The organism is Streptomyces sp. CA-251387 (assembly GCF_050936625.1).
In the GTDB taxonomy this organism is placed as follows: domain Bacteria; phylum Actinomycetota; class Actinomycetes; order Streptomycetales; family Streptomycetaceae; genus Streptomyces.
Genome location: NZ_JBNJMJ010000001.1, coordinates 8,221,430 through 8,238,583, shown reverse-complemented (window position 1 = coordinate 8,238,583; position 17,154 = coordinate 8,221,430). Strand labels below are relative to the sequence as shown.

Here is a 17,154-nt window from a genome sequence, read left to right as displayed (position 1 = left end):
GAACGTACTTCGTGTATGCGTCGGCGCACTCGGGACGTCACCGCTGAAACCTCCTTCTGGCCCTGTGGGCCCGCAATCGCCCGTACCACTCCGAGAGCTTCTCGACGGCGGCGCCGATCGCGCCCAGCACCAGGAAGGCACCCACCCCGGCTTCCCATCCCTGGACCACCCACAGCGCGATCACCGCGCCGAACGCCAGGGTGACCAGCCAGCACCCCGCCCACTCAAGGCCGCTGAGGCTGGACGACTCCCCCGGTGCGGTGCCCGTGGCGACGACACCCACGGACCAGTCGTAGATGACGTCCCAGTTGTCCTTGAACGCCTTCACATGGCGTTCCGGGGCGATCTCGTACGCCTTCTCCGCGAGCTCGACGACCGTCTTCTTCTGCGTGGGGCTCGGCCGGTGGAACTGGTGGTGACCCAGCATCGCCACCGCGAGGTTGCCCACGCCCACCGCGACGACGTGCGCGATGTCCTCGTACTGCCAGTCCGATACGAACGCCCGGAGTTCCCCGAACCGTTCGAACGCGGGGAGGACCTCCTGCCGTACGACACGGACGGCGTCCCCGAACTGCTCGGCGTCCTTCTTGTCGTTCACGGACCGCAGAGCGTCGGTGATCTCCTGGACCGTCTCCTCCACCGTTTCCTCGAACAGTTCGGAGAAGAGATCCGTGAAGACCGCGTGTTCCGCCCAGCCCGAGCAGATCCGGGCGAGCCGGGGCCGGAAGTCCGGGTCGGCGGCGAGGTCCCGGAACGGGGACACGAGGAGGCGGGGAAGCGCGGCGAGGAAGTCGTCCGCCGGGTGCTCACCCAGCCGTGGATCGTCCAGTTCCGCGATCCGGCGGGCGATGTGCTGCCGGAACTCCTGGCGCTCCAGCACCAGCCCCCAGCCGCTCGCCGCGCCCCGCCAGAGGATGTCCCGTCCGTCCGTGGTCGTGTGGCTCCGTCCGGCCTCCGCCTCCAGGGCCATGGCGTGGAAGCGCACCGCGTCGTCGTGCTCCTCGTGCAGGGCCGGCGAGCAGCCGCACTCCGGGCCGGGCTCGCCCCACCGCCACAGCAACTCGTCGACCAGCCGCCGCCGGGGATCCTGGAACTCCTCGAACGCGGCCCGGACTTCGTCCCTGCGGTACCCGCCCACGAGAGGCGAGTCCGGGTCCGCGGGCAGCAGCGTGTCCTGCACCGCGAGCCGGGCCTCCAGTCGCTGTCTGTGCTGCCGTACGGCACGTCCTCGCGCGGTCACCGGGAGCCCGGTGACGGCGAAGGCGTTGTCGCGGTAGAGCCGCACCCCGGCCAGATCCGCGAAGCGGGACAGGTGTCCGGTGCCGCGTCGCACGGCGGACGGCTCGCCTGTCCGACCGCCCGCAGTCGTGTTGTCCATCCGCTCTCCATACGTCCGCTGCCCGTACGTCCGTTGCTCGTACGCCCGCTGCCCGTACGTCCACTGCTCGTAAGCCTGTTGGCCGTACGTCCGCTGCTTCTGCGTCGGGCCGTTCACATGACCACCCCCCGGCGCCACGTCATCAGCCGCGCCATGTGCCGTTCCCGGAGCCGGGGATGGCGGCTGACGGCCTCTTCCAGCTGGTTCGCGGCATCGGCCAGCCGGCCCGGCATCCGGGAGAGTTCGACGGCGGCCCGTACCAGCTCCTCGACGGACCGCTCCACCGCCGCCGGCCCGTGCCCTGCCGGTCGCGCGCCCGGCGCGGGCTTCAGGGACACGGCCCGTTCGGCGACCTCACGGGCCGTGGCGGGCCGGGCAGCCGGGTCGGTCCGCAGCATGTCGGTGACCAGGCGGTCCAGTTCCGGTGCCACGTCGTCGTTGAAGGTGCTCGGCGGTGGCAGCGGGCGGTGGAACCGCTCCAGGGAGAAGGACTGCACCGGGTCTGAGCCGTCGTACGGGAAGTGGTCGGTGAGCAGGAAGTACGCGATGGTGCCCAACGCCCACACGTCCCCGGCGCACGAGTAGCCGGTGCCGCGGCGCAGCACCTCCGGCGGCATGTAGGCGACCGTCCCCTGGGCGCTGGCCGCCATGGTGCCCGGATCGGTCTCCTTGGCCAGCCCGAAGTCGCTCACCTTCACCCGCAGCCCGGACTCGTCGTAGGTGATGAGCACGTTGGCCAGCGACAGGTCGCGGTGCACGATGGGGTGCTGCCGCTCGTGGGCGACGGCGAGCCCCTCGGCGGCCTGCCGCAGTACGGCCGTGGCCTCACCGACCGGTACGGCGCCGGAGTGGGAGGCGATCAGCCGCTCCAGGCTGCCGCCCGCGACGTACTCCATGGTGATGTAGCCGCGCATGCCCTCGGACGTCTGCACGGTGCCCGCGTCGAACACCCGAATGATGTTGGGATGTCCCAGCGTGGAGAGGATGCGGGCCTCGTCGAACATCCTGGACGTCGCCTCCAGCGAGGCCACGTGCTTGAAGAGCTTCAGCGCCTGCCAGCCGAGGATGTGGTGCCGTACCCGGTACACCTCGGCGAAGGCGCCCTCCCCCAGCCTGCGGTCCACGACGAGCGCCGAGTTGATCCGCTGCCCACGGGTCAGCAGGGTCCCCGCCACGCCGGCCGCGTCCCCCGTCGCCATCGGCCACCCCTTCCGTGCCTTCGGTCACCGTCACCGTGACACGCACCTCCCGGGACCCCTCCCGGACCGGCACCGCCCCGGCCGCCGCCCACCGGTCAGGAGTGGGTGACCTTGATCCGGGAGATGCGGACCTCGCCGTGGTTGGCGTCGGCGCACGGCTCGGAGTTGTCGCAGTTGGCCTGCGTGTAAGCCCCTGCCTTGAAGTAGTTGGTGTCGCCGTCGTGGGAGATCGTGGTCTCGAGGCGGCCGTTGTAGTACGCGTCGATCTCCCCGTCCCTGGCCACGAACTTGGCCTCGAACTCGGTGCCCAGCGCGTAGTCGTCGGTGACGAGGTGGTGGTGGCGGTCGTCGCCGTCGGTGATGTAGAGGCTGCTGCCTTCGAGGCGGAAGACGGTGACGTCGTCGTCCCCGCCGTGGACCTGCGCGCCGACCACGTACGGCCGCTCCTCGGGCAGTGCGGTGAACGCCTCCCTGACCACGAGGGTGTGGGTGCCGTCCGTGGTGGACCACTCGGCTTCGTCCTCGCCGCCGTCGGTCATCTCCCGCAGCTCGGCGCGCGGGTAGCTGGAGCCGCCCGTCGTCACGCCGTTGACGGCGGCCCGGAATCTCACCGCGCCGCAGTCGGCCTCGGCGCGGAACCAGGGGTCGGCGGAGAAGGTCGCCAGCTCGGGCTGGGTGATCTCGGTGGGGTCCTCCTCCTCGCCGGTGGGCAGGGTGAGCTTCCAGTTCGCCAGGTCGAGGACGTCGGCGGGGTACGTGCACCGGGCAGCCGACCGGTCGTGTGGGGTCGGAGCGCCGGCGTGGGCGGACAGCGTGAACGCGGCGGTCGAGACGGCCGCGGTGATGCCGGCCAGCACGAGGGTCCGGGTGGTGGGCATGGGGCTCCTCCTGTCGGGGTGTGCGGTCGGTGCCGACGCGTACCGTAGGCGCCGCGGCCGGGAGGGGTCCCGGGGGAACTGCGATCGCACCGCTTCTGCGCATGCGTGCGACTGATGAAGGGTCTGGGTAGACACTGCGTACGGTCCGCCGTACGCAGTACGGTTCGATCCATGCGCGCGGATCTGGGGCCGTGTGCGTTGCGTTCCGGACTCGACCGAGGGGGAAGATCCGTGCGTTCCGGGGACCAGTTCGCCGACCGCTATGTCCTCAAGGAGGTCATCGGCGCGGGGCGGAGCGGCGATGTGTGGCTGGCCCACGACACGGTGGTGGGCCAGGACGTCGCACTGAAACCGGAGCGGACGGACGGCGAGAGCGAGACCGCGGTACGGCGCCTGCTGGGCGAACCGCGCGCCATGGCCAAGTTCCGCGACCACCCCCATGTCGTGACCCTGTTCGACGTCGTGACCGTGGAGCAGGACGGGAACGGGGCGCGGGACGGGAACCGGGCGCAGGGCGGGAACGGGGCCCGGACGTACTGGTTCGTCATGGAGTACGTCCCCGGCGGCGGCCTGGACCGGCAGCCGACGGTCTCTCCCGCGCGGGCGGCCCGCATCGGGGCCCAGCTCGCCGACGCTCTGGCCGCCCTGCACGAGGCGGGCATCGTGCACTGCGACATCAAGCCCGCCAACATCGGCCTCACCCGGCACGGCGCCGCGAAGTTACTGGACTTCGGTGCCGCCTACCGGGTCGGCGGCACCGAGACCATCACCGTCAACGGCCCGTTCAGCTTCACCCCTGACTACGCCGCCCCCGAGCTGGCCCGGGGCAACCTCCCCCGGCCGGCCTCGGACGTGTTCTGCCTGGCCGCCACCCTGCACGCGCTGGTCACCGGCGCGCCGCCGCGCGGTGGCGCAGCCCAGGAGGACGCCGGCACCGCCGGGACGGAGGGCGACGGCGAGGAAGCCGAGCGGCTGCGGTACTGGAAGGCCGAGCAGGGCGTCGTGGAGCTGGACGCCGCCGCCGTGGGACCGCTGTACCCGGTGCTCACCGCCATGCTGCAACGCGACCCCCGGCAACGCCCCGACGCCGTCGAGGTCAAGCGGCTCCTGGAGGACATCGCCGGTGCCGATCCCGCTACGCCTCGGGACACGGCCACCACCGTCACCGGGCCCCGGCGTCTGCGCCGGCCACTGATCGCGGCCGCTCTCGGCGTCAGCGCCGTACTGGCCTTGGGCCTCGCCGTGCTCCCCGACCGCGGCGACGACGGGAAGGGCACCCCCGAGCCCGGCCGCAGCCGGCTGGAGGCGGACGCCTCGGACGGTGAACCACACACCCTGATCGGCGATCCGCGCACGGCCGATGTGTGCGCCCTGACCGACCCTTCCGCTTTCGACCAGTTCGGCGACGCGGACGTCCATGTGGACGTGGACTACGGGAACTTCGACCGCTGCGACGTGCTCGTGGGCGTCGACGACAAGACCCGGATCGACGTGTCGGTCAGCCTCCGTCGGGGCACGCCGCCCGAGGGGTCGAAGCCCTCCCGCAACGTCGGGAGGATCGGCATCCGGGAGGACGAGCCGGAGAGCGACGAGTGCAAGCTGCTGCTGACCTCCGACGGCGACACCGAGGGCACCCTGGTCGGGGTCCGCGTCAACATGGGCAAGGGCTCCGTGTTCGGCGGCAACGCGACCCTGTGCACGATCGCCGACAAGGCCGCCACGAGCGCCGCCGAGGTCCTCGACCGGGGGCCGGTCCCCCGCCGTTCCCCTGCCTACCCGCGCACGTCGCTGGCCTGGAAGGACGCCTGCAAACTCCTCGACGCCAAGGCGCTGGCCGCCGTCCCCGGCCTCAAGGTCGACGTGCCGGACGTCGGCGTCGCGAACTGGAGCTGCGAGTGGTCGAGCGACGTCGACGAGCTGGATGCGGAGGTGAGCTTCTTCCGCGATCAGCCCAAGTCCACGGAGGACGGCGCAACCACCGTCACGCTCAGCGGATACCGCACGATCGTCGAACCGGGCGACGACGGCGACGCCTGTTCGGCCTTCGTCGAGTACCGCAGATACAGCGGCCAGAACGCCGAGACGGCCGTCGAGATGGTGCGCCTGGACGTCAGCGGGCAACGGAGCGAGAACCAACTCTGCACGATGGCCGAGGATCTCGCGGCCTCCGCCGCCGCGGAACTCCGCGCCCGGTGAAGCTGGTTGTGTCGCGGTCGCCTCAGAGCGCGGGGTCCGGCCAGTAGTCGTCGTCCTCCATCAGCTCCAGGTCCGGCGGCACGAGGGTCGTCGACTCCACGAGCCCCCTGATCAGGTTGTGCAGCAGGCTGTTGTCGGCGGGGCGGCCCTCGGACTTGTCGTGCAGCAGCGGGTACTTGAAGCCGGTCCCGTGCAGCCGATGGCGTACGGCCTCGATACGGAACTCGATCCTGCGCTCGTTCCACTTGTCCTCAGGGCGGAGGTAGGCGAGCCGCTCGGCGGCCTGACGGTATGTCAGGGGCCGGGGGTCCTCCTCGTACAGCAGATACCGCTGGCCGAGGACCACCAGCAACAGCCGTTCGTCGTCGTCCAGCGACCATGTCTCCGGCCGTACGGTCTCGGCGCGCCGCCGCGAGACCGGCCCCTGGTCGTCGTGGCCTGCCACGTACAGCTCGACCAGGTGCTCACGGTAGCCGGAGCCCTTCACGAACAGCGGGGTGTAGCCGGTGGCGAGCGGGATCGGCTCGGTGGTGAGGTGCATCATCCGGCCGCGGGGCAGCCGGACGAGCTGCTGCCCGGTGTTGCGCAGCCACCACAGTCCCTGACGGTACGTCAGCTCGCCGTGCCGTCGGCTCACCCGCAGGTCGTCCACGCCGACCCCCAGGTCCACGTCCGGCTTCTCGCCGCGTCCGAACCGGACCGTCAGCCCCTGGCGGGGCGGGGCGCTGAGCTCACCGGTGACCGTACGGGCGTGCAGTGTCCCCGGCGTGGTGGGCGCCACACCACGCGCGAGGCTGGTGGAGAGGGGCATCGCTGGTCTCCTCGGTTCGTGAGCTTTTCGGTTCGCGAGCTTCTCGGTTCGTGAGCTTCCGGTTCAACAGCTGCTCAGCTGGCGTCCGACGTACTGACCCCAGTGTCAGCTTCTGGTCGCGGGACCCCTCCCGTACGAGGTGAGGGCGAGGTGAAGGCCGGGAGAGTCACTACGGACTCAGTACGCGGACTTCAGCGCTCCGCCGGGAAGCTTCCCGCCGTCCTCCCGGCCCACGCTGCACAGCACCCACCGGAATCCGGCGTCCCACTCCTCGTCCGAGGACCGCCAGCCCCGCATCTCCTGTCCCTGGCCGCGGGCCCAGTTGACGCCGTACTTGTCCTCGCAGAGTCCATCCGTGTCGACGCTGTCCGCCGAGCCGTCTCCCGAGGCCCAGGTCCAGCCGACCACCTGCTCGTGGTGCGGCTTTTCGCAGCTCACCAGGGTGTCGGTGATCTCGCCGTCCTCGTCCTTCTCGGAGGTGACGCAGTCACCCGGACCTTGCTGCGTGACATACAGCGCGTCGCCGAACTTGCGGAAGTCGCCGAGCGGGCCGCCGAGGGTCGCGTGCTTCAGGAAGATCAGGCAGGCGGCGTCCGGCGGCTCGCTCTGCCCGGTCTCGGGTGTGAGGACGTACAGCACCGAGTCGGCCATGGTCTTGCGCAACTCCGCGGTGCGCCGGGTGCATTCGTCCCGTACGGCGTCCGCGCCGGATGCCCGCACGGCGCCGTCGGCGGCGACGGTCGCGATGACCTGGCCCTCGGGATCGTCGTCGTAGCAGTCGACGACCTTCACCCCGGGCCGGCCCGTGTACTCCCCGCCCTTCCAGTCGGCGTCGACGCACTGCCCCGGCATGAGTCCCTCGCGCAGCCCCACCTGCCTGCCGTAGGGGTACGCGCTGCGGGTCACGGTCGGGGATGGTGCGGCGGCGACCTTCGTACTGCCCTCTTGCGGCCCCTTCGCCTCGGCCTGCCCCTCGTGGTACGTGGCGGCGCCCAGCGCGAATCCGCCGCCTCCGGCCAGCACGGCGGCGAGGGCCAGCAGCACGGGCGCTCGCCGGGCGGGCGACCGAGGAGCGGCGCCCGAGGATCGCCGGGCGGGTGCGAGGCGCTCCTTCCAGGAACGCGGGGCATGGGTGGGCTCGGTCGCGGTGCCGACGTCGCCGGAACCGGTCACGGCCCCGAAGCCGGCCGCGGCCCCAGAGCCAGGCGCAGCCCCGGAATTGGCCGCAACCCCGGAGTCCGCCGCAGTCCCGGAGTCGGCCGATCCGTCGGTCTGGCCCAAGTCCCCGGACCCGCCGACGCCTTGGGGCCGTCCCGCTCCCGACCCGTTTGCCGTGGCTTCGAGGAGAAGCTCGCGCGCCCGCTCCGCCCGCATGCGCTCCGCCGGGTCCTTGGCCAGCAACCCCATGATCACGCGGCTGAGCGGATCGCTCGCCCGCCGCGGCGGGTCGGGTTCCGTGGTCAGCGCCGCCATGAGGGAGGCGTCGAGCGTGTCCCGTTCGAACGGGGACGTGCCCTCCACGGCGAAGTAGAGGGTGACGCCGAGCGAGAACAGGTCGGTCGCGGGCGTCGCCTCGCCGCCGGACAGCCGCTCCGGCGCCAGGAAGCCCGGAGTGCCGACCACCATGCCGCTCTGGGTGATCCGGGTCTCCCGGGGCCACAGCGAGATGCCGTAGTCCGTGAGCAGGACCCGACGGTCGGCGGCGCCGGAATGGTCCGGCGCCAGCAGGATGTTGGAGGGCTTCACGTCCCGGTGGATGATGCCGAGCCGGTGCCCGGCACGGAGGGCGTCGAGGGCGGCCGCCCCGATCCTGGCCACCTCGTCGCTCGTCAGCGACCCGCGCTCCTTCACCACTGCGCGCAGGTCCCGTGTGCCCGGCAGGTACTCCATCACGATCCACGGGCGGTCGTCGTCCTCCACGACGTCGTAGACCGTGATCACGTTGGGGTGCTCGCGCAGCTGCGCCGCCTTCAGCGCCTCCTTGCGCCCCCGGCCGACGGGATCGTCGCCGGACCGCTCCGGCTGGTGCGGTACGTCGATCTCCTTCACCGCGACCCGGACGCGGAGTTCCTCGTCCTCGGCCAGCCAGACGTCGCCCCCGCCGCCGGAGCCCAGCCGCTGCCCCAGCCGGTACCGCCCGGCGATGACGCGTTCCTCCCGTGCCATCAACGCCCCCTTCTTCGGCCGCGTTTCCCGAGCCGCCGCCGTCAGCCCGGCGGTCGCCGCCCTCATGCTCACGCGTCCCGGCCGGGAGCCCTCCCGGACGGCGGATGGCAGACAGGGCCCGCAAGAGGGCGTGCAAAAAGGCCGTATCGGTAAGCCCGATACGGCCTCTGACCTGCTACTTCACAAGTCGGGACGACAGGATTTGAACCTGCGACCCCTTGACCCCCAGTCAAGTGCGCTACCAAGCTGCGCCACGTCCCGATGCCGTCTGACCTGGGGTTTCCCCCGGCCGAACGCGCATGGAAACAATACCGCACTCGGGTCGGTGGTCGCGCACCCGTTTATTCGGCCGGCAGGCCCAGCTCGGGGTACGCGTCGAGCAGCCGGGACGGGGCCGCCTGGCGCCAGGAGTCGGCGAGGATGTCGTGCAGTTCGGTGTCGTCCTCCAGGGCGGCGAGCCGGACCCGCACCCAGGCGAACTGGGCCTCGTGGTCGGCGATCCAGAACTTCTCCGGCTCGGCCAGGACCAGTTCGTCGCGCTCCTCCTTGGGGCAGCGCACCGCGATGGAGGTCTCGTCCTCGGGCAGTGTGGCGAACATCTTGCCCGCGACCCGGAACGTGGGCATGCTCCAGGCGATCTTCTCCGTCGTGTCCGGCAGAGACAGGGCGATACGGCGTACGTCTTCGGCATCCTGCATGGCACGCACCGTAGCGGCTGCCACTGACAATCACCTGGTGAGAGCGGTTGCCCCAACGTACTTGTAGTAGATCGTCGTCGGCCGCAGAACCCCGGCCGGGCTCGCCGCGTAGTCGGGGATCACCCCGGCCCGGGTCCACCCGGCTGAGCCGTACAGGCGCTCGGCGAGGCTGTCGGTCTCGGTGTCCAGGTGGAGAAGGGTGACCCCGGCATCGATCGCTGCCTGTTCCGCGGCCATGAGGAGCCCGCGGCCGAGGCCCCGCCCCCGCGCCCGGCGATGCACCATCAGCTTGACCAGCTCGGCCCGATGGCGGCTGTTGGGTTTGTCGGGGAAGGCCAGGCTGACCGTGCCGACCGTCCGCCCGCCCTCGCGGGCCGCCCAGACCGCCAGTTGCCCGGCGGCCACAGCGGCGGCGCGCTCCTCCCACCAGGCGATGGCCGCCGTACGGTCGAGGGGTGCGAGGAATCCGACGGAGGCACCGTCCGCGACGGTGTCCACCAGCAGGTCCGCCAACCCTCCCACGCACGCGTGCAGTTGGCTCACGTCCAGGCGCGTCACGCTCACGGCAGCACCACCGCCAGCACATACCGCACCGCCTCGGACCCCGCGCACCGGAACCGCGTCGGCCCCCACACCCGCATCCGCAGGCAGTCCCCGGCACCGAGAAGGTGCTCGACCTCCTGAACCGTCACCTCGACCTCCCCTTCCAGAACCCAGATGTGCTGTTCCAGCCCCGGCACCGGCGGCCGGTCGTACGCGATGTCGGCGCCCGCCGCGAGCCGCCCCTCGACGATCTCGCCGCGCAGCCCCGCGTGCGGCGGCGACACGGATCGCCGTACGAACCCTGCGGAACGGTCCTCCCACACCGGCTGCTCGGCCGTCCGCACCAGCAGCGCGGGCGCGGACTCGACCTCGCTGAGCAGTTGGGACATGGTCCGGCCGTACACGTGGCACAGGCGATTCAGCAGCGAGGCGGTGGGGCTGATCTCCGCCCGTTCGGCCCGGGACAGGGTCGAACGGCTCACGCCGCTGCGTTCCGCCAACTCCCCGAGGGACCAGCCCCGTTCGGCTCGCAGCTCGGCCAGGCGGGTGCCGAGGCGGGCGTCGACGGCGTCCGGGGTCTCGCCGCCGTCCGCGCTCTTCTGTTTCATATCCGGCACGCTATCCCAGATATGAAACGGCCGTGTTACGGGCGGCTCACTCCCCCGCCGCTTCCCCGAGCGCCTCCAGCACCGGCCTGATCAGCGGATGCTCCTCGGCGCCTCGTCGTACGGCCGCGAAGACCCGGCGGGTGGGCGCCACCCCGTCCACGGGCCGTACGACGACCCCGGTGAGGTCCATGCCGCGCAGTGCCGAGCGCGGTACGAGCGCCACGCCCGCGTCGGCCGAGGCGAGGGCGACGACCGCGCGGAAGTCGTCCGAGGAGTGTTCGAGGCGCGGCTGGAAGCCGGCGTTCTCGCAGGCCAGGACGACCACCTCGTGGCAGGGGTTGCCGGGGTACGGGCCGATCCACGGGTCCTTGGCCAGGTCGGCGAGGGGGATCTCGGCGGTGTCGGCCAGGCGGTGGGTGACCGGGACGACCGCGTCGAACGGCTCGGCGTACAGCGGTACGTGCGTCAGGCGCGGGTCGTCGGCGGGCGGAGCTCCCCGGTACTCGACGGCTACAGCCACGTCCACCTGCCGGTCCAGCACCATCGGCAGGCTCGCGTCGCCCTCCGCGTCCTGGACCCGGATGCGGATGCCGGGCGCGGACCCGGCGAGACGGGCCACCGCGGGGGCGACGACCTGGGCGATGCCGGTCGCGAAGGAGGCGACGGTTACCGTGCCGGCCGCACCGGAGCCGTACGCCGCCAGCTCGGCCTCCGCCCGCTCCAGCTGGGCCAGGACCGCGTTGGTGTGGCTGAGCAGGATCTCGCCGGCCGGGGTGAGCCGTACGCCCTTCGAGCCGCGCTCGACCAGCCGGTGGCCCGTCTCCTGCTCCAGGGCGGCCAACTGCTGGGAGACCGCCGACGGAGTCAGATACAGCGCGGCGGCAGCCGCCGTCACCGTGCGATGGTCCGCCACCGCACGGAGGATGTGGAGCCGCCGCGCTTCGATCATGCGATCGATTGTCTCAAACGCCCCATGGGCTCCGGCTCAGCCCTCCAGCTCCGCCCGCGCCGCCACGAAGGCGTCCACGGCCCGGTTGACGTCGTCCGTGGAGTGGGCGGCGGACAGCTGGACGCGGATCCGGGCCTGGCCCTGCGGGACCACCGGGTACGAGAAGCCGATCACGTAGACGCCCCGCTCCAGCAGCAGCTCCGCCAGCCGGCCCGCCTTCGCCGCGTCGCCGATCATCACGGGCGCGATGGCGTGGTCGCCGGAGAGGATCTCGAAGCCCTCCTCGGTCATACGGCGGCGGAACAGCGCCGTGTTCTCGGCCAGCCGGACGCGCAGGTCGTCCGCCGACTCCAGCAGGTCGAGCACCTTCAGGGAGGCGGCGGCGATCACCGGAGCGAGGGTGTTCGAGAACAGGTACGGGCGGGAGCGCTGGCGCAGCAGGGCGACGATCTCGGCGCGGGCTGCGACGTAGCCGCCGGAGGCGCCGCCGAGGGCCTTGCCGAGGGTGCCGGTGATGATGTCGACGCGGTCCATCACGCCGTGCAGCTCGGGGGTGCCGCGGCCGCCGGGGCCGACGAAGCCGACGGCGTGGGAGTCGTCGACCATGACCATGGCGTCGTAGCGGTCGGCGAGGTCGCAGATCTCGCGGAGCGGGGCGACATAGCCGTCCATGGAGAAGACGCCGTCGGTGACGATCAGCCGGCGTCGCGCGTCGGACGCCTCCTTCAACTTCGCCTCCAGGTCCGCCAGATCACGGTTGGCGTAGCGGAAGCGGCGGGCCTTGGACAGGCGGATGCCGTCGATGATCGACGCGTGGTTGAGCGCGTCGGAGATCACCGCGTCCTGCTCGCCGAGGAGCGTCTCGAAGACACCGCCGTTGGCGTCGAAGCAGGAGGAGTACAGGATCGTGTCCTCCTGGCCGAGGAACGCCGACAGCCGGGCCTCCAGTTCCTTGTGCACCTCCTGGGTGCCGCAGATGAAGCGGACCGACGCCATGCCGTAGCCCCAGCGGTCCAGGGCCTGGTGGGCGGCGGCGACGACCTCGGGGTGGTCGGCGAGGCCGAGGTAGTTGTTGGCGCAGAAGTTGAGGACCTCGCCGGGGCGGCCGCCCGCGGTGACGTCGACGGTCGCGGATTGCGGGGTGCCGATGACGCGCTCGGGCTTGTGCAGGCCGGCGGCGCGGATCTCGTCGAGGGTGGCGCGCAGGTCGTCGCGCACGGAGTCGAACATCTCAAAGCTCCTGAAGGTGCTTGCGGGTGAGGGAGTCACGCGGTCCAGTCGAGGATGACCTTGCCGCCGCGGCCGCTCGCCGCGTCGGCGAACGCCGCCTCGAAGTCGCGGTAGGCGTACCGGCCGGTGATCACGGGCGCGAGGTCGAGGCCGCCCTCCAGCAGCACGGACATGGCGTACCAGGTCTCGAACATCTCGCGGCCGTAGATGCCCTTGATGGTGATCATCGAGGTGACGATCCGGGCCCAGTCGACGGCGAACTCCTGCGCGGGCAGGCCGAGCATGGCGATACGGCCGCCGTGCGTCATGTTGGCGATCATGTCGCGCATGGCCTCGGGGCGGCCGGACATCTCCAGGCCGATGTCGAAGCCCTCGCGCAGACCGAGTGCGCGCTGCCCGTCGGCGATGCTCGTCTCCGCCACGTTCAGGGCGAGGCTCACGCCGATCTTGCGGGCCAGCTCCAGCCGTTCCTCGCTCACGTCGGTGATCACGACGTTGCGGGCGCCCGCGTGCCGGGCCACGGCCGCCGCCATCAGGCCGATCGGGCCGGCGCCGGTGATCAACACGTCCTCACCGACCAGCGGGAACGACAGCGCGGTGTGCACGGCGTTGCCGAACGGGTCGAAGATCGCGGCCACGTCGAGGTCGACGGGCACGCGGTGCACCCAGACATTGGCGGCGGGGAGGGCGACGTACTCGGCGAAGGCCCCGTCCCGTCCGACGCCGAGACCCACCGTGGCACGGCACAGATGGCGGCGGCCGGCCAGGCAGTTGCGGCACTTGCCGCACACCAGGTGGCCCTCGCCGCTGACGCGGTCGCCGATCTTGATGTCGGTGACATCTCGCCCCGTCTCGACGACCTCGCCCACGAACTCGTGCCCGAGGACAAGCGGGGTGCGGATCGCCTGCTGCGCCCAGCCGTCCCAGGACCGGATGTGCAGATCGGTGCCGCAGATGCCGGTGCGCAGCACCTTGATCAGTACGTCGCCGGGTCCGACGGCCGGTTCCGGGACGTCCGCGAGCCAGAGCCCGGGCTCCGCCTTCTCCTTGACCAGCGCCTTCAACGCTACGGCTCCTGAGGGTTGAGTCCCGGCCGTGGGCATGCCGAAGCAGCCCGTGACCGGGGGGAGGGGTGGAATCGCGTAGCAATCTGCCGTACGGCGGCGCCCTGGTCCATCGAGGATTTCTTAAGCGGCGCCACAGCTTTCCTTCACGCCTGCCGTCGTTCGAAGCAGTCGACCGGCTCCGGTGCCAGGTCCCAGGAACAAGGTCCCAGGTCGGTCATGGTTGACCCTTCCGTAGCAGTGCGCCGCGGGACGACTCGGGAGGACAGGCCTGGCCGAGGCGGGAGAAGTAGAACCGGACGTCCAAATAGCTTCCTGGGCGTCAGCGCCCTCGACCTGGCCGCCGCCGTGCTGCGGACCGGCTTCCCACGCCACATGGTCGAGTTACGCCACACAACTCCCGAACGGCGGCCAGAATTGACGCAGGACGCCCAGCCCCCCGAGACGAGGCCCGACGTCCTCGCCCCGCACTCGGCCGACTGACCTGGAGCCGCTCATGACCACCGCACGGGACCTCGCGATCATCGCCCTCGACGCAGCGCCCGACCGCCCGGTGGAGCAGGGTGATCTGTCGCTCGCACTCGCCGGAGCCGAGGTGTTCGACCTGATCGAGGCCCGGGCCCTGGTCCTGGACGGCGACCGCATCCTGCCCAGCGCCCAGGCGCCCACGGGCGACCGGCTGCTGGACGAGGCGACCGCGGCACTCGTACGACAGGAGCCCTACGAGTCGGTCGAGGACTGGCTGTGGCGCCGGGGACGCGGGCTGTCCTCGGCCTATGTGGAGGATCTGGAGCGGGTGGGACTGACGACCCGGCCGCGGAGCCGCCGGTTTCCGCTGCGGACCGCGCGGACGGAGCCGGTCGACTCACCGGCCCGGCGCCGGGCCGAGGAACGCTGGGCGTCGGGCGAGCCGGTGCTCGCCGCCCTGGCCGCGGCCGCCGGGATCCACGAGGAGGCGGCCGACGGCACTGCGGAGCTCGACGACGAGGCGGTGACGACCGTGCTGGCCGCCGTCGGCGACGCGGTGATGGAGCTGGAGGCCGTGCGGCAGCGGCGGGCGATCGAGGACGCCGCGTTCGACAACGTCTGGCGCGGCTACTAGGCGCCGACGGGGCAGCGGGCGCCCAGCAGGGCCACCACGGTCCTCGCCGCCTCGCGCGGGTCCGTCACGGTGGCGTCGCCGCACCGTCCCGCAGCCCCCTCGTACGGCATGCCGACCTGTCTCCGTCTCCTCGAACAACCGAACAACCGCCGAAGCCGCTCGCTGCAACGGCTCCCCGTCGCCGTCCAGGACGCGCGCCCGATCGCGCCGCCAGTCAGAGCAGCGGGAGACCGTCCTGCGCCCGCCTCTCCAGCCGGGTGACCAGCTCAGCCGCCGACGCCTTGATGGTCTCCAGACCTGGCCTCCCCCAGGGCCGCGGCTCCACGTCGACGACACACACCGTGCCGAGCACCATCCCCGTGCTGTCGATGAGCGGAGCGCCCAGATAGGAGCGAATGCCGAACTCGTCGACGATCGGGTTCCCCGCGAACCGCGGATAGTCGCGCACGTCCTCCAGCACCAGCGCCTTGCGTCGGACGACCACATGGGGGCAGAACCCATGGTCGCGCGCCATATGGCGGCCCAGCTCCGGCTTGGTGTCGTCGGCCCGCGTGAGGCGCACTGTGTGCCGTACATGCAGGCCGGCGAAGAACTGCCGGTTCTCACCCATGAAGTTGACCATGGCATACGGTGCCCCGGTGAGCCCGGCGAGATGGTCCGCGAAGACGTCGAGGGCGGGGTCCGGCTGCTCCGCCAGGCCCATTCGGAGCAACCGCTGTGCGCGGGCGGGGGCCTCCTTGTCCTCGGGGGTGAGCAGCAGGCGAGCGACCGGGCGGGGTGGGCCGTAGCTCATGGGCGGATTCCGTCGCTGTGGGCGTGGTTCATATGCGGTTCCGTCCTGGTGTGTGCGGGTGTCACATGTGTGCGCCGTGGCTCGGCGCGTGTGCCGGTGTGTGGGCGATGAGGTGCCGGACGAGGGTCAGCAGGGTCTGCACACCGGAGCTGGAGATCCGGGCGTCGCAGCGGACGATGGGGATCTCCGGGTCGAGGTCGATGGCGGCACGGACCTCCTCGGGGTCGTAGCGGTAGGAGCCGTCGAACTCGTTGATCGCGACGATGAAGCCAAGGCCGCGCTGCTCGAAGAAGTCGACCGCGGCGAAGCAGTCCTCCAGGCGCCGGGTGTCGGCGAGAATGACCGCGCCGAGCGCCCCCTCCGAGAGCTCGTCCCACATGAACCAGAACCGCTCCTGTCCAGGCGTCCCGAACAGATACAGGACGTGTTCCGGATCGAGCGTGATGCGGCCGAAGTCCATGGCCACCGTCGTCTCGACCTTGTTCTCGACACCCTCCAGACTGTCGGTCGCGGCGCTGACCGTGGTGAGCAGTTCCTCCGTACTGAGCGGCGCGATCTCGCTCACCGCGCCCACGAAAGTCGTCTTGCCGACCCCGAACCCTCCCGCCACCAAGATCTTCAGTGCGGTGGGGAACGGGTCAGAGCTGTCGTCGTAGTCCATCGAGCACTGCCTCCAGAAGAGCCCGGTCTGTCGGGTTGTGGTGGAACTCGGGGGGCTTGGTGGTGAGCGCCCCGCCGTCGACGAGGTCCGACAGCAGCACCTTGGTGACCGCCGCCGGCAGCTTCAGGTGGGCGGCGACCTCGGCGACCGAGACGGGGGCGCGGCACAGGTCGAGCGCCTGTTCGTGCTCGGGGCCGAGGTAGCCGAGGGGGGTCGCCCCGGTGGCCATCACCTGCGACATGAGATCGAGCGCGATGGTGGGCCGGGTACGGCCGTTGCTGACCGTGAAAGGGCGCACCAGCCGTCCGGCCGCGTCGTCGAGCCAGGGCCCGTCGCCGGCCGCCGTCACGTTCAAGGCCTCATCGCCGAGGGTTCGACGGAGTGCTGACGGGGTGCGGTGACGAGGTACGGGCGGACACTCTTGACCAGCATCGCCATCTCGTACCCGAGCACTGCCGCGTCGGCCTCACGGCCGGCCAGCACGGCGAGACAGGTGCCGGATCCGGCCGTGGTCACGAACAGCAGCGTCGAGTCGAGCTCGACGACTACCTGGCGCACGTCACCGCCGTCGCCGAAACGGACCCCGGCGCTGCGGCCGAGGGAGTACAGGCCGGAGGCCAGGGCGGCCATGTGGTCGGCGCTGTCCGGGTCGAGGCCGTGAACCGACTTCACGAGCCCGTCGCAGGAGAGGAGTACCGCGCTGCTGGTGTGCGGTACGCGCTGCACTAGGCCACTCATCAGCCAGTCGAGATCGGACACATGAGCGGTCGGCGCTTCGCTCGCCATGATGGATCGACTCCTTGAGGTACGAAGGTCTGCGGGAGCGCTGGAGACGGGGGTGGCCTTCCAGGCGGATTTCGAGCTGGTCAGGGTCGTGG

At 71.3% G+C, this 17,154-nt stretch carries 17 protein-coding genes and 1 tRNA gene; 2 read left to right on the top strand and 16 right to left on the bottom strand.

Annotated features, from left to right (window positions below; genetic code table 11):
* Nucleotides 1–37: 37 nt before the first annotated feature.
* From ACQEV2_RS36555 to ACQEV2_RS36545, 3 genes are all read right to left on the bottom strand, one after another.
* Nucleotides 38–1,495 (bottom strand): hypothetical protein, encoded by a 1,458-nt coding sequence (locus tag ACQEV2_RS36555; protein ID WP_433051622.1) that lies wholly within the window; start codon nt 1,493–1,495, stop codon nt 38–40.
* Nucleotides 1,492–2,577: a serine/threonine-protein kinase gene (locus ACQEV2_RS36550; protein ID WP_433051619.1), complete on the bottom strand. Its 1,086-nt coding sequence runs from the start codon at nt 2,575–2,577 to the stop codon at nt 1,492–1,494. Before ACQEV2_RS36550 ends, ACQEV2_RS36555 begins: the two co-directional genes overlap by 4 nt.
* 95 nt (nt 2,578–2,672) lie before the next feature.
* On the bottom strand, nt 2,673–3,455 hold the full coding sequence (locus ACQEV2_RS36545; RefSeq protein WP_433051616.1) for a polysaccharide lyase family 7 protein: 783 nt from the start codon (nt 3,453–3,455) through the stop codon (nt 2,673–2,675).
* 231 nt (nt 3,456–3,686) lie between these two features.
* Between ACQEV2_RS36545 and ACQEV2_RS36540 the strand changes: the two genes are divergently transcribed.
* The gene (locus ACQEV2_RS36540) at nt 3,687–5,651 is read left to right on the top strand and encodes a serine/threonine-protein kinase (protein ID WP_433051613.1); all 1,965 of its coding nucleotides are present in this window, start codon (nt 3,687–3,689) and stop codon (nt 5,649–5,651) included.
* 22 nt (nt 5,652–5,673) lie between these two features.
* Here ACQEV2_RS36540 and ACQEV2_RS36535 read toward each other — a convergent pair whose 3' ends face one another.
* The 9 genes from ACQEV2_RS36535 to tdh form a co-directional block, all read right to left on the bottom strand.
* The gene (locus ACQEV2_RS36535) at nt 5,674–6,462 is read right to left on the bottom strand and encodes an FHA domain-containing protein (protein WP_433051610.1); all 789 of its coding nucleotides are present in this window, start codon (nt 6,460–6,462) and stop codon (nt 5,674–5,676) included.
* A gap of 177 nt (nt 6,463–6,639) precedes the next feature.
* Nucleotides 6,640–8,694 carry a serine/threonine-protein kinase gene (locus ACQEV2_RS36530; RefSeq protein WP_433051608.1) on the bottom strand — a complete coding sequence of 685 codons (2,055 nt, stop codon included), beginning with the start codon at nt 8,692–8,694 and terminating at the stop codon, nt 6,640–6,642.
* 121 nt (nt 8,695–8,815) lie between these two features.
* Nucleotides 8,816–8,889, bottom strand: a tRNA-Pro gene (locus ACQEV2_RS36525).
* 80 nt (nt 8,890–8,969) lie between these two features.
* On the bottom strand, nt 8,970–9,326 hold the full coding sequence (locus tag ACQEV2_RS36520) for an MmcQ/YjbR family DNA-binding protein (RefSeq protein ID WP_433051605.1): 357 nt from the start codon (nt 9,324–9,326) through the stop codon (nt 8,970–8,972).
* Nucleotides 9,327–9,356: 30 nt separating this feature from the next.
* Nucleotides 9,357–9,890, bottom strand: coding sequence for a GNAT family N-acetyltransferase (locus ACQEV2_RS36515; protein WP_433051602.1), 534 nt, complete (start codon nt 9,888–9,890; stop codon nt 9,357–9,359).
* Nucleotides 9,887–10,477 (bottom strand): helix-turn-helix domain-containing protein, encoded by a 591-nt coding sequence (locus ACQEV2_RS36510; protein WP_433051599.1) that lies wholly within the window; start codon nt 10,475–10,477, stop codon nt 9,887–9,889. Before ACQEV2_RS36510 ends, ACQEV2_RS36515 begins: the two co-directional genes overlap by 4 nt.
* 46 nt (nt 10,478–10,523) lie before the next feature.
* Nucleotides 10,524–11,426 (bottom strand): LysR family transcriptional regulator, encoded by a 903-nt coding sequence (locus ACQEV2_RS36505; RefSeq protein WP_433051596.1) that lies wholly within the window; start codon nt 11,424–11,426, stop codon nt 10,524–10,526.
* A gap of 36 nt (nt 11,427–11,462) precedes the next feature.
* Complete coding sequence (locus ACQEV2_RS36500) at nt 11,463–12,656, bottom strand: glycine C-acetyltransferase (protein ID WP_433051593.1); 1,194 nt, start codon at nt 12,654–12,656, stop codon at nt 11,463–11,465.
* A 35-nt stretch (nt 12,657–12,691) separates the two neighbouring features.
* Nucleotides 12,692–13,720 carry an L-threonine 3-dehydrogenase gene (gene tdh, locus ACQEV2_RS36495; protein ID WP_433051590.1) on the bottom strand — a complete coding sequence of 343 codons (1,029 nt, stop codon included), beginning with the start codon at nt 13,718–13,720 and terminating at the stop codon, nt 12,692–12,694.
* A gap of 496 nt (nt 13,721–14,216) precedes the next feature.
* Between tdh and ACQEV2_RS36490 the strand changes: the two genes are divergently transcribed.
* On the top strand, nt 14,217–14,822 hold the full coding sequence (locus ACQEV2_RS36490; protein ID WP_433051587.1) for a GOLPH3/VPS74 family protein: 606 nt from the start codon (nt 14,217–14,219) through the stop codon (nt 14,820–14,822).
* Nucleotides 14,823–15,036: 214 nt separating this feature from the next.
* Here ACQEV2_RS36490 and ACQEV2_RS36485 read toward each other — a convergent pair whose 3' ends face one another.
* The 4 genes from ACQEV2_RS36485 to ACQEV2_RS36470 form a co-directional block, all read right to left on the bottom strand.
* The gene (locus ACQEV2_RS36485; RefSeq protein ID WP_433051584.1) at nt 15,037–15,615 is read right to left on the bottom strand and encodes a GAF domain-containing protein; all 579 of its coding nucleotides are present in this window, start codon (nt 15,613–15,615) and stop codon (nt 15,037–15,039) included.
* Nucleotides 15,616–15,676: 61 nt separating this feature from the next.
* Nucleotides 15,677–16,276 (bottom strand): GTP-binding protein, encoded by a 600-nt coding sequence (locus ACQEV2_RS36480; RefSeq protein WP_433051581.1) that lies wholly within the window; start codon nt 16,274–16,276, stop codon nt 15,677–15,679.
* On the bottom strand, nt 16,254–16,625 hold the full coding sequence (locus ACQEV2_RS36475; protein ID WP_093911774.1) for a DUF742 domain-containing protein: 372 nt from the start codon (nt 16,623–16,625) through the stop codon (nt 16,254–16,256). The genes ACQEV2_RS36480 and ACQEV2_RS36475 overlap by 23 nt, the downstream gene beginning before the upstream one ends.
* A gap of 2 nt (nt 16,626–16,627) precedes the next feature.
* Nucleotides 16,628–17,062 (bottom strand): roadblock/LC7 domain-containing protein, encoded by a 435-nt coding sequence (locus tag ACQEV2_RS36470; protein ID WP_433051577.1) that lies wholly within the window; start codon nt 17,060–17,062, stop codon nt 16,628–16,630.
* Nucleotides 17,063–17,154 lie beyond the last annotated feature (92 nt).

What these genes read in the sequence shown, in the direction of transcription:
- ACQEV2_RS36520 (WP_433051605.1), bottom strand. Translation starts at nt 9,326, where the DNA reads ATGCAGGATGCCGAAGACGTACGCCGTATCGCCCTGTCTCTGCCGGAC.
- ACQEV2_RS36505 (WP_433051596.1), bottom strand. Translation starts at nt 11,426, where the DNA reads ATGATCGAAGCGCGGCGGCTCCACATCCTCCGTGCGGTGGCGGACCAT.
- ACQEV2_RS36535 (WP_433051610.1), bottom strand. Translation starts at nt 6,462, where the DNA reads ATGCCCCTCTCCACCAGCCTCGCGCGTGGTGTGGCGCCCACCACGCCG.
- ACQEV2_RS36545 (WP_433051616.1), bottom strand. Translation starts at nt 3,455, where the DNA reads ATGCCCACCACCCGGACCCTCGTGCTGGCCGGCATCACCGCGGCCGTC.
- ACQEV2_RS36470 (WP_433051577.1), bottom strand. Translation starts at nt 17,062, where the DNA reads ATGGCGAGCGAAGCGCCGACCGCTCATGTGTCCGATCTCGACTGGCTG.
- ACQEV2_RS36500 (WP_433051593.1), bottom strand. Translation starts at nt 12,656, where the DNA reads ATGTTCGACTCCGTGCGCGACGACCTGCGCGCCACCCTCGACGAGATC.
- ACQEV2_RS36530 (WP_433051608.1), bottom strand. Translation starts at nt 8,694, where the DNA reads ATGAGGGCGGCGACCGCCGGGCTGACGGCGGCGGCTCGGGAAACGCGG.
- ACQEV2_RS36485 (WP_433051584.1), bottom strand. Translation starts at nt 15,615, where the DNA reads ATGAGCTACGGCCCACCCCGCCCGGTCGCTCGCCTGCTGCTCACCCCC.
- ACQEV2_RS36490 (WP_433051587.1), top strand. Translation starts at nt 14,217, where the DNA reads ATGACCACCGCACGGGACCTCGCGATCATCGCCCTCGACGCAGCGCCC.
- ACQEV2_RS36510 (WP_433051599.1), bottom strand. Translation starts at nt 10,477, where the DNA reads ATGAAACAGAAGAGCGCGGACGGCGGCGAGACCCCGGACGCCGTCGAC.
- ACQEV2_RS36480 (WP_433051581.1), bottom strand. Translation starts at nt 16,276, where the DNA reads ATGGACTACGACGACAGCTCTGACCCGTTCCCCACCGCACTGAAGATC.
- ACQEV2_RS36550 (WP_433051619.1), bottom strand. Translation starts at nt 2,577, where the DNA reads ATGGCGACGGGGGACGCGGCCGGCGTGGCGGGGACCCTGCTGACCCGT.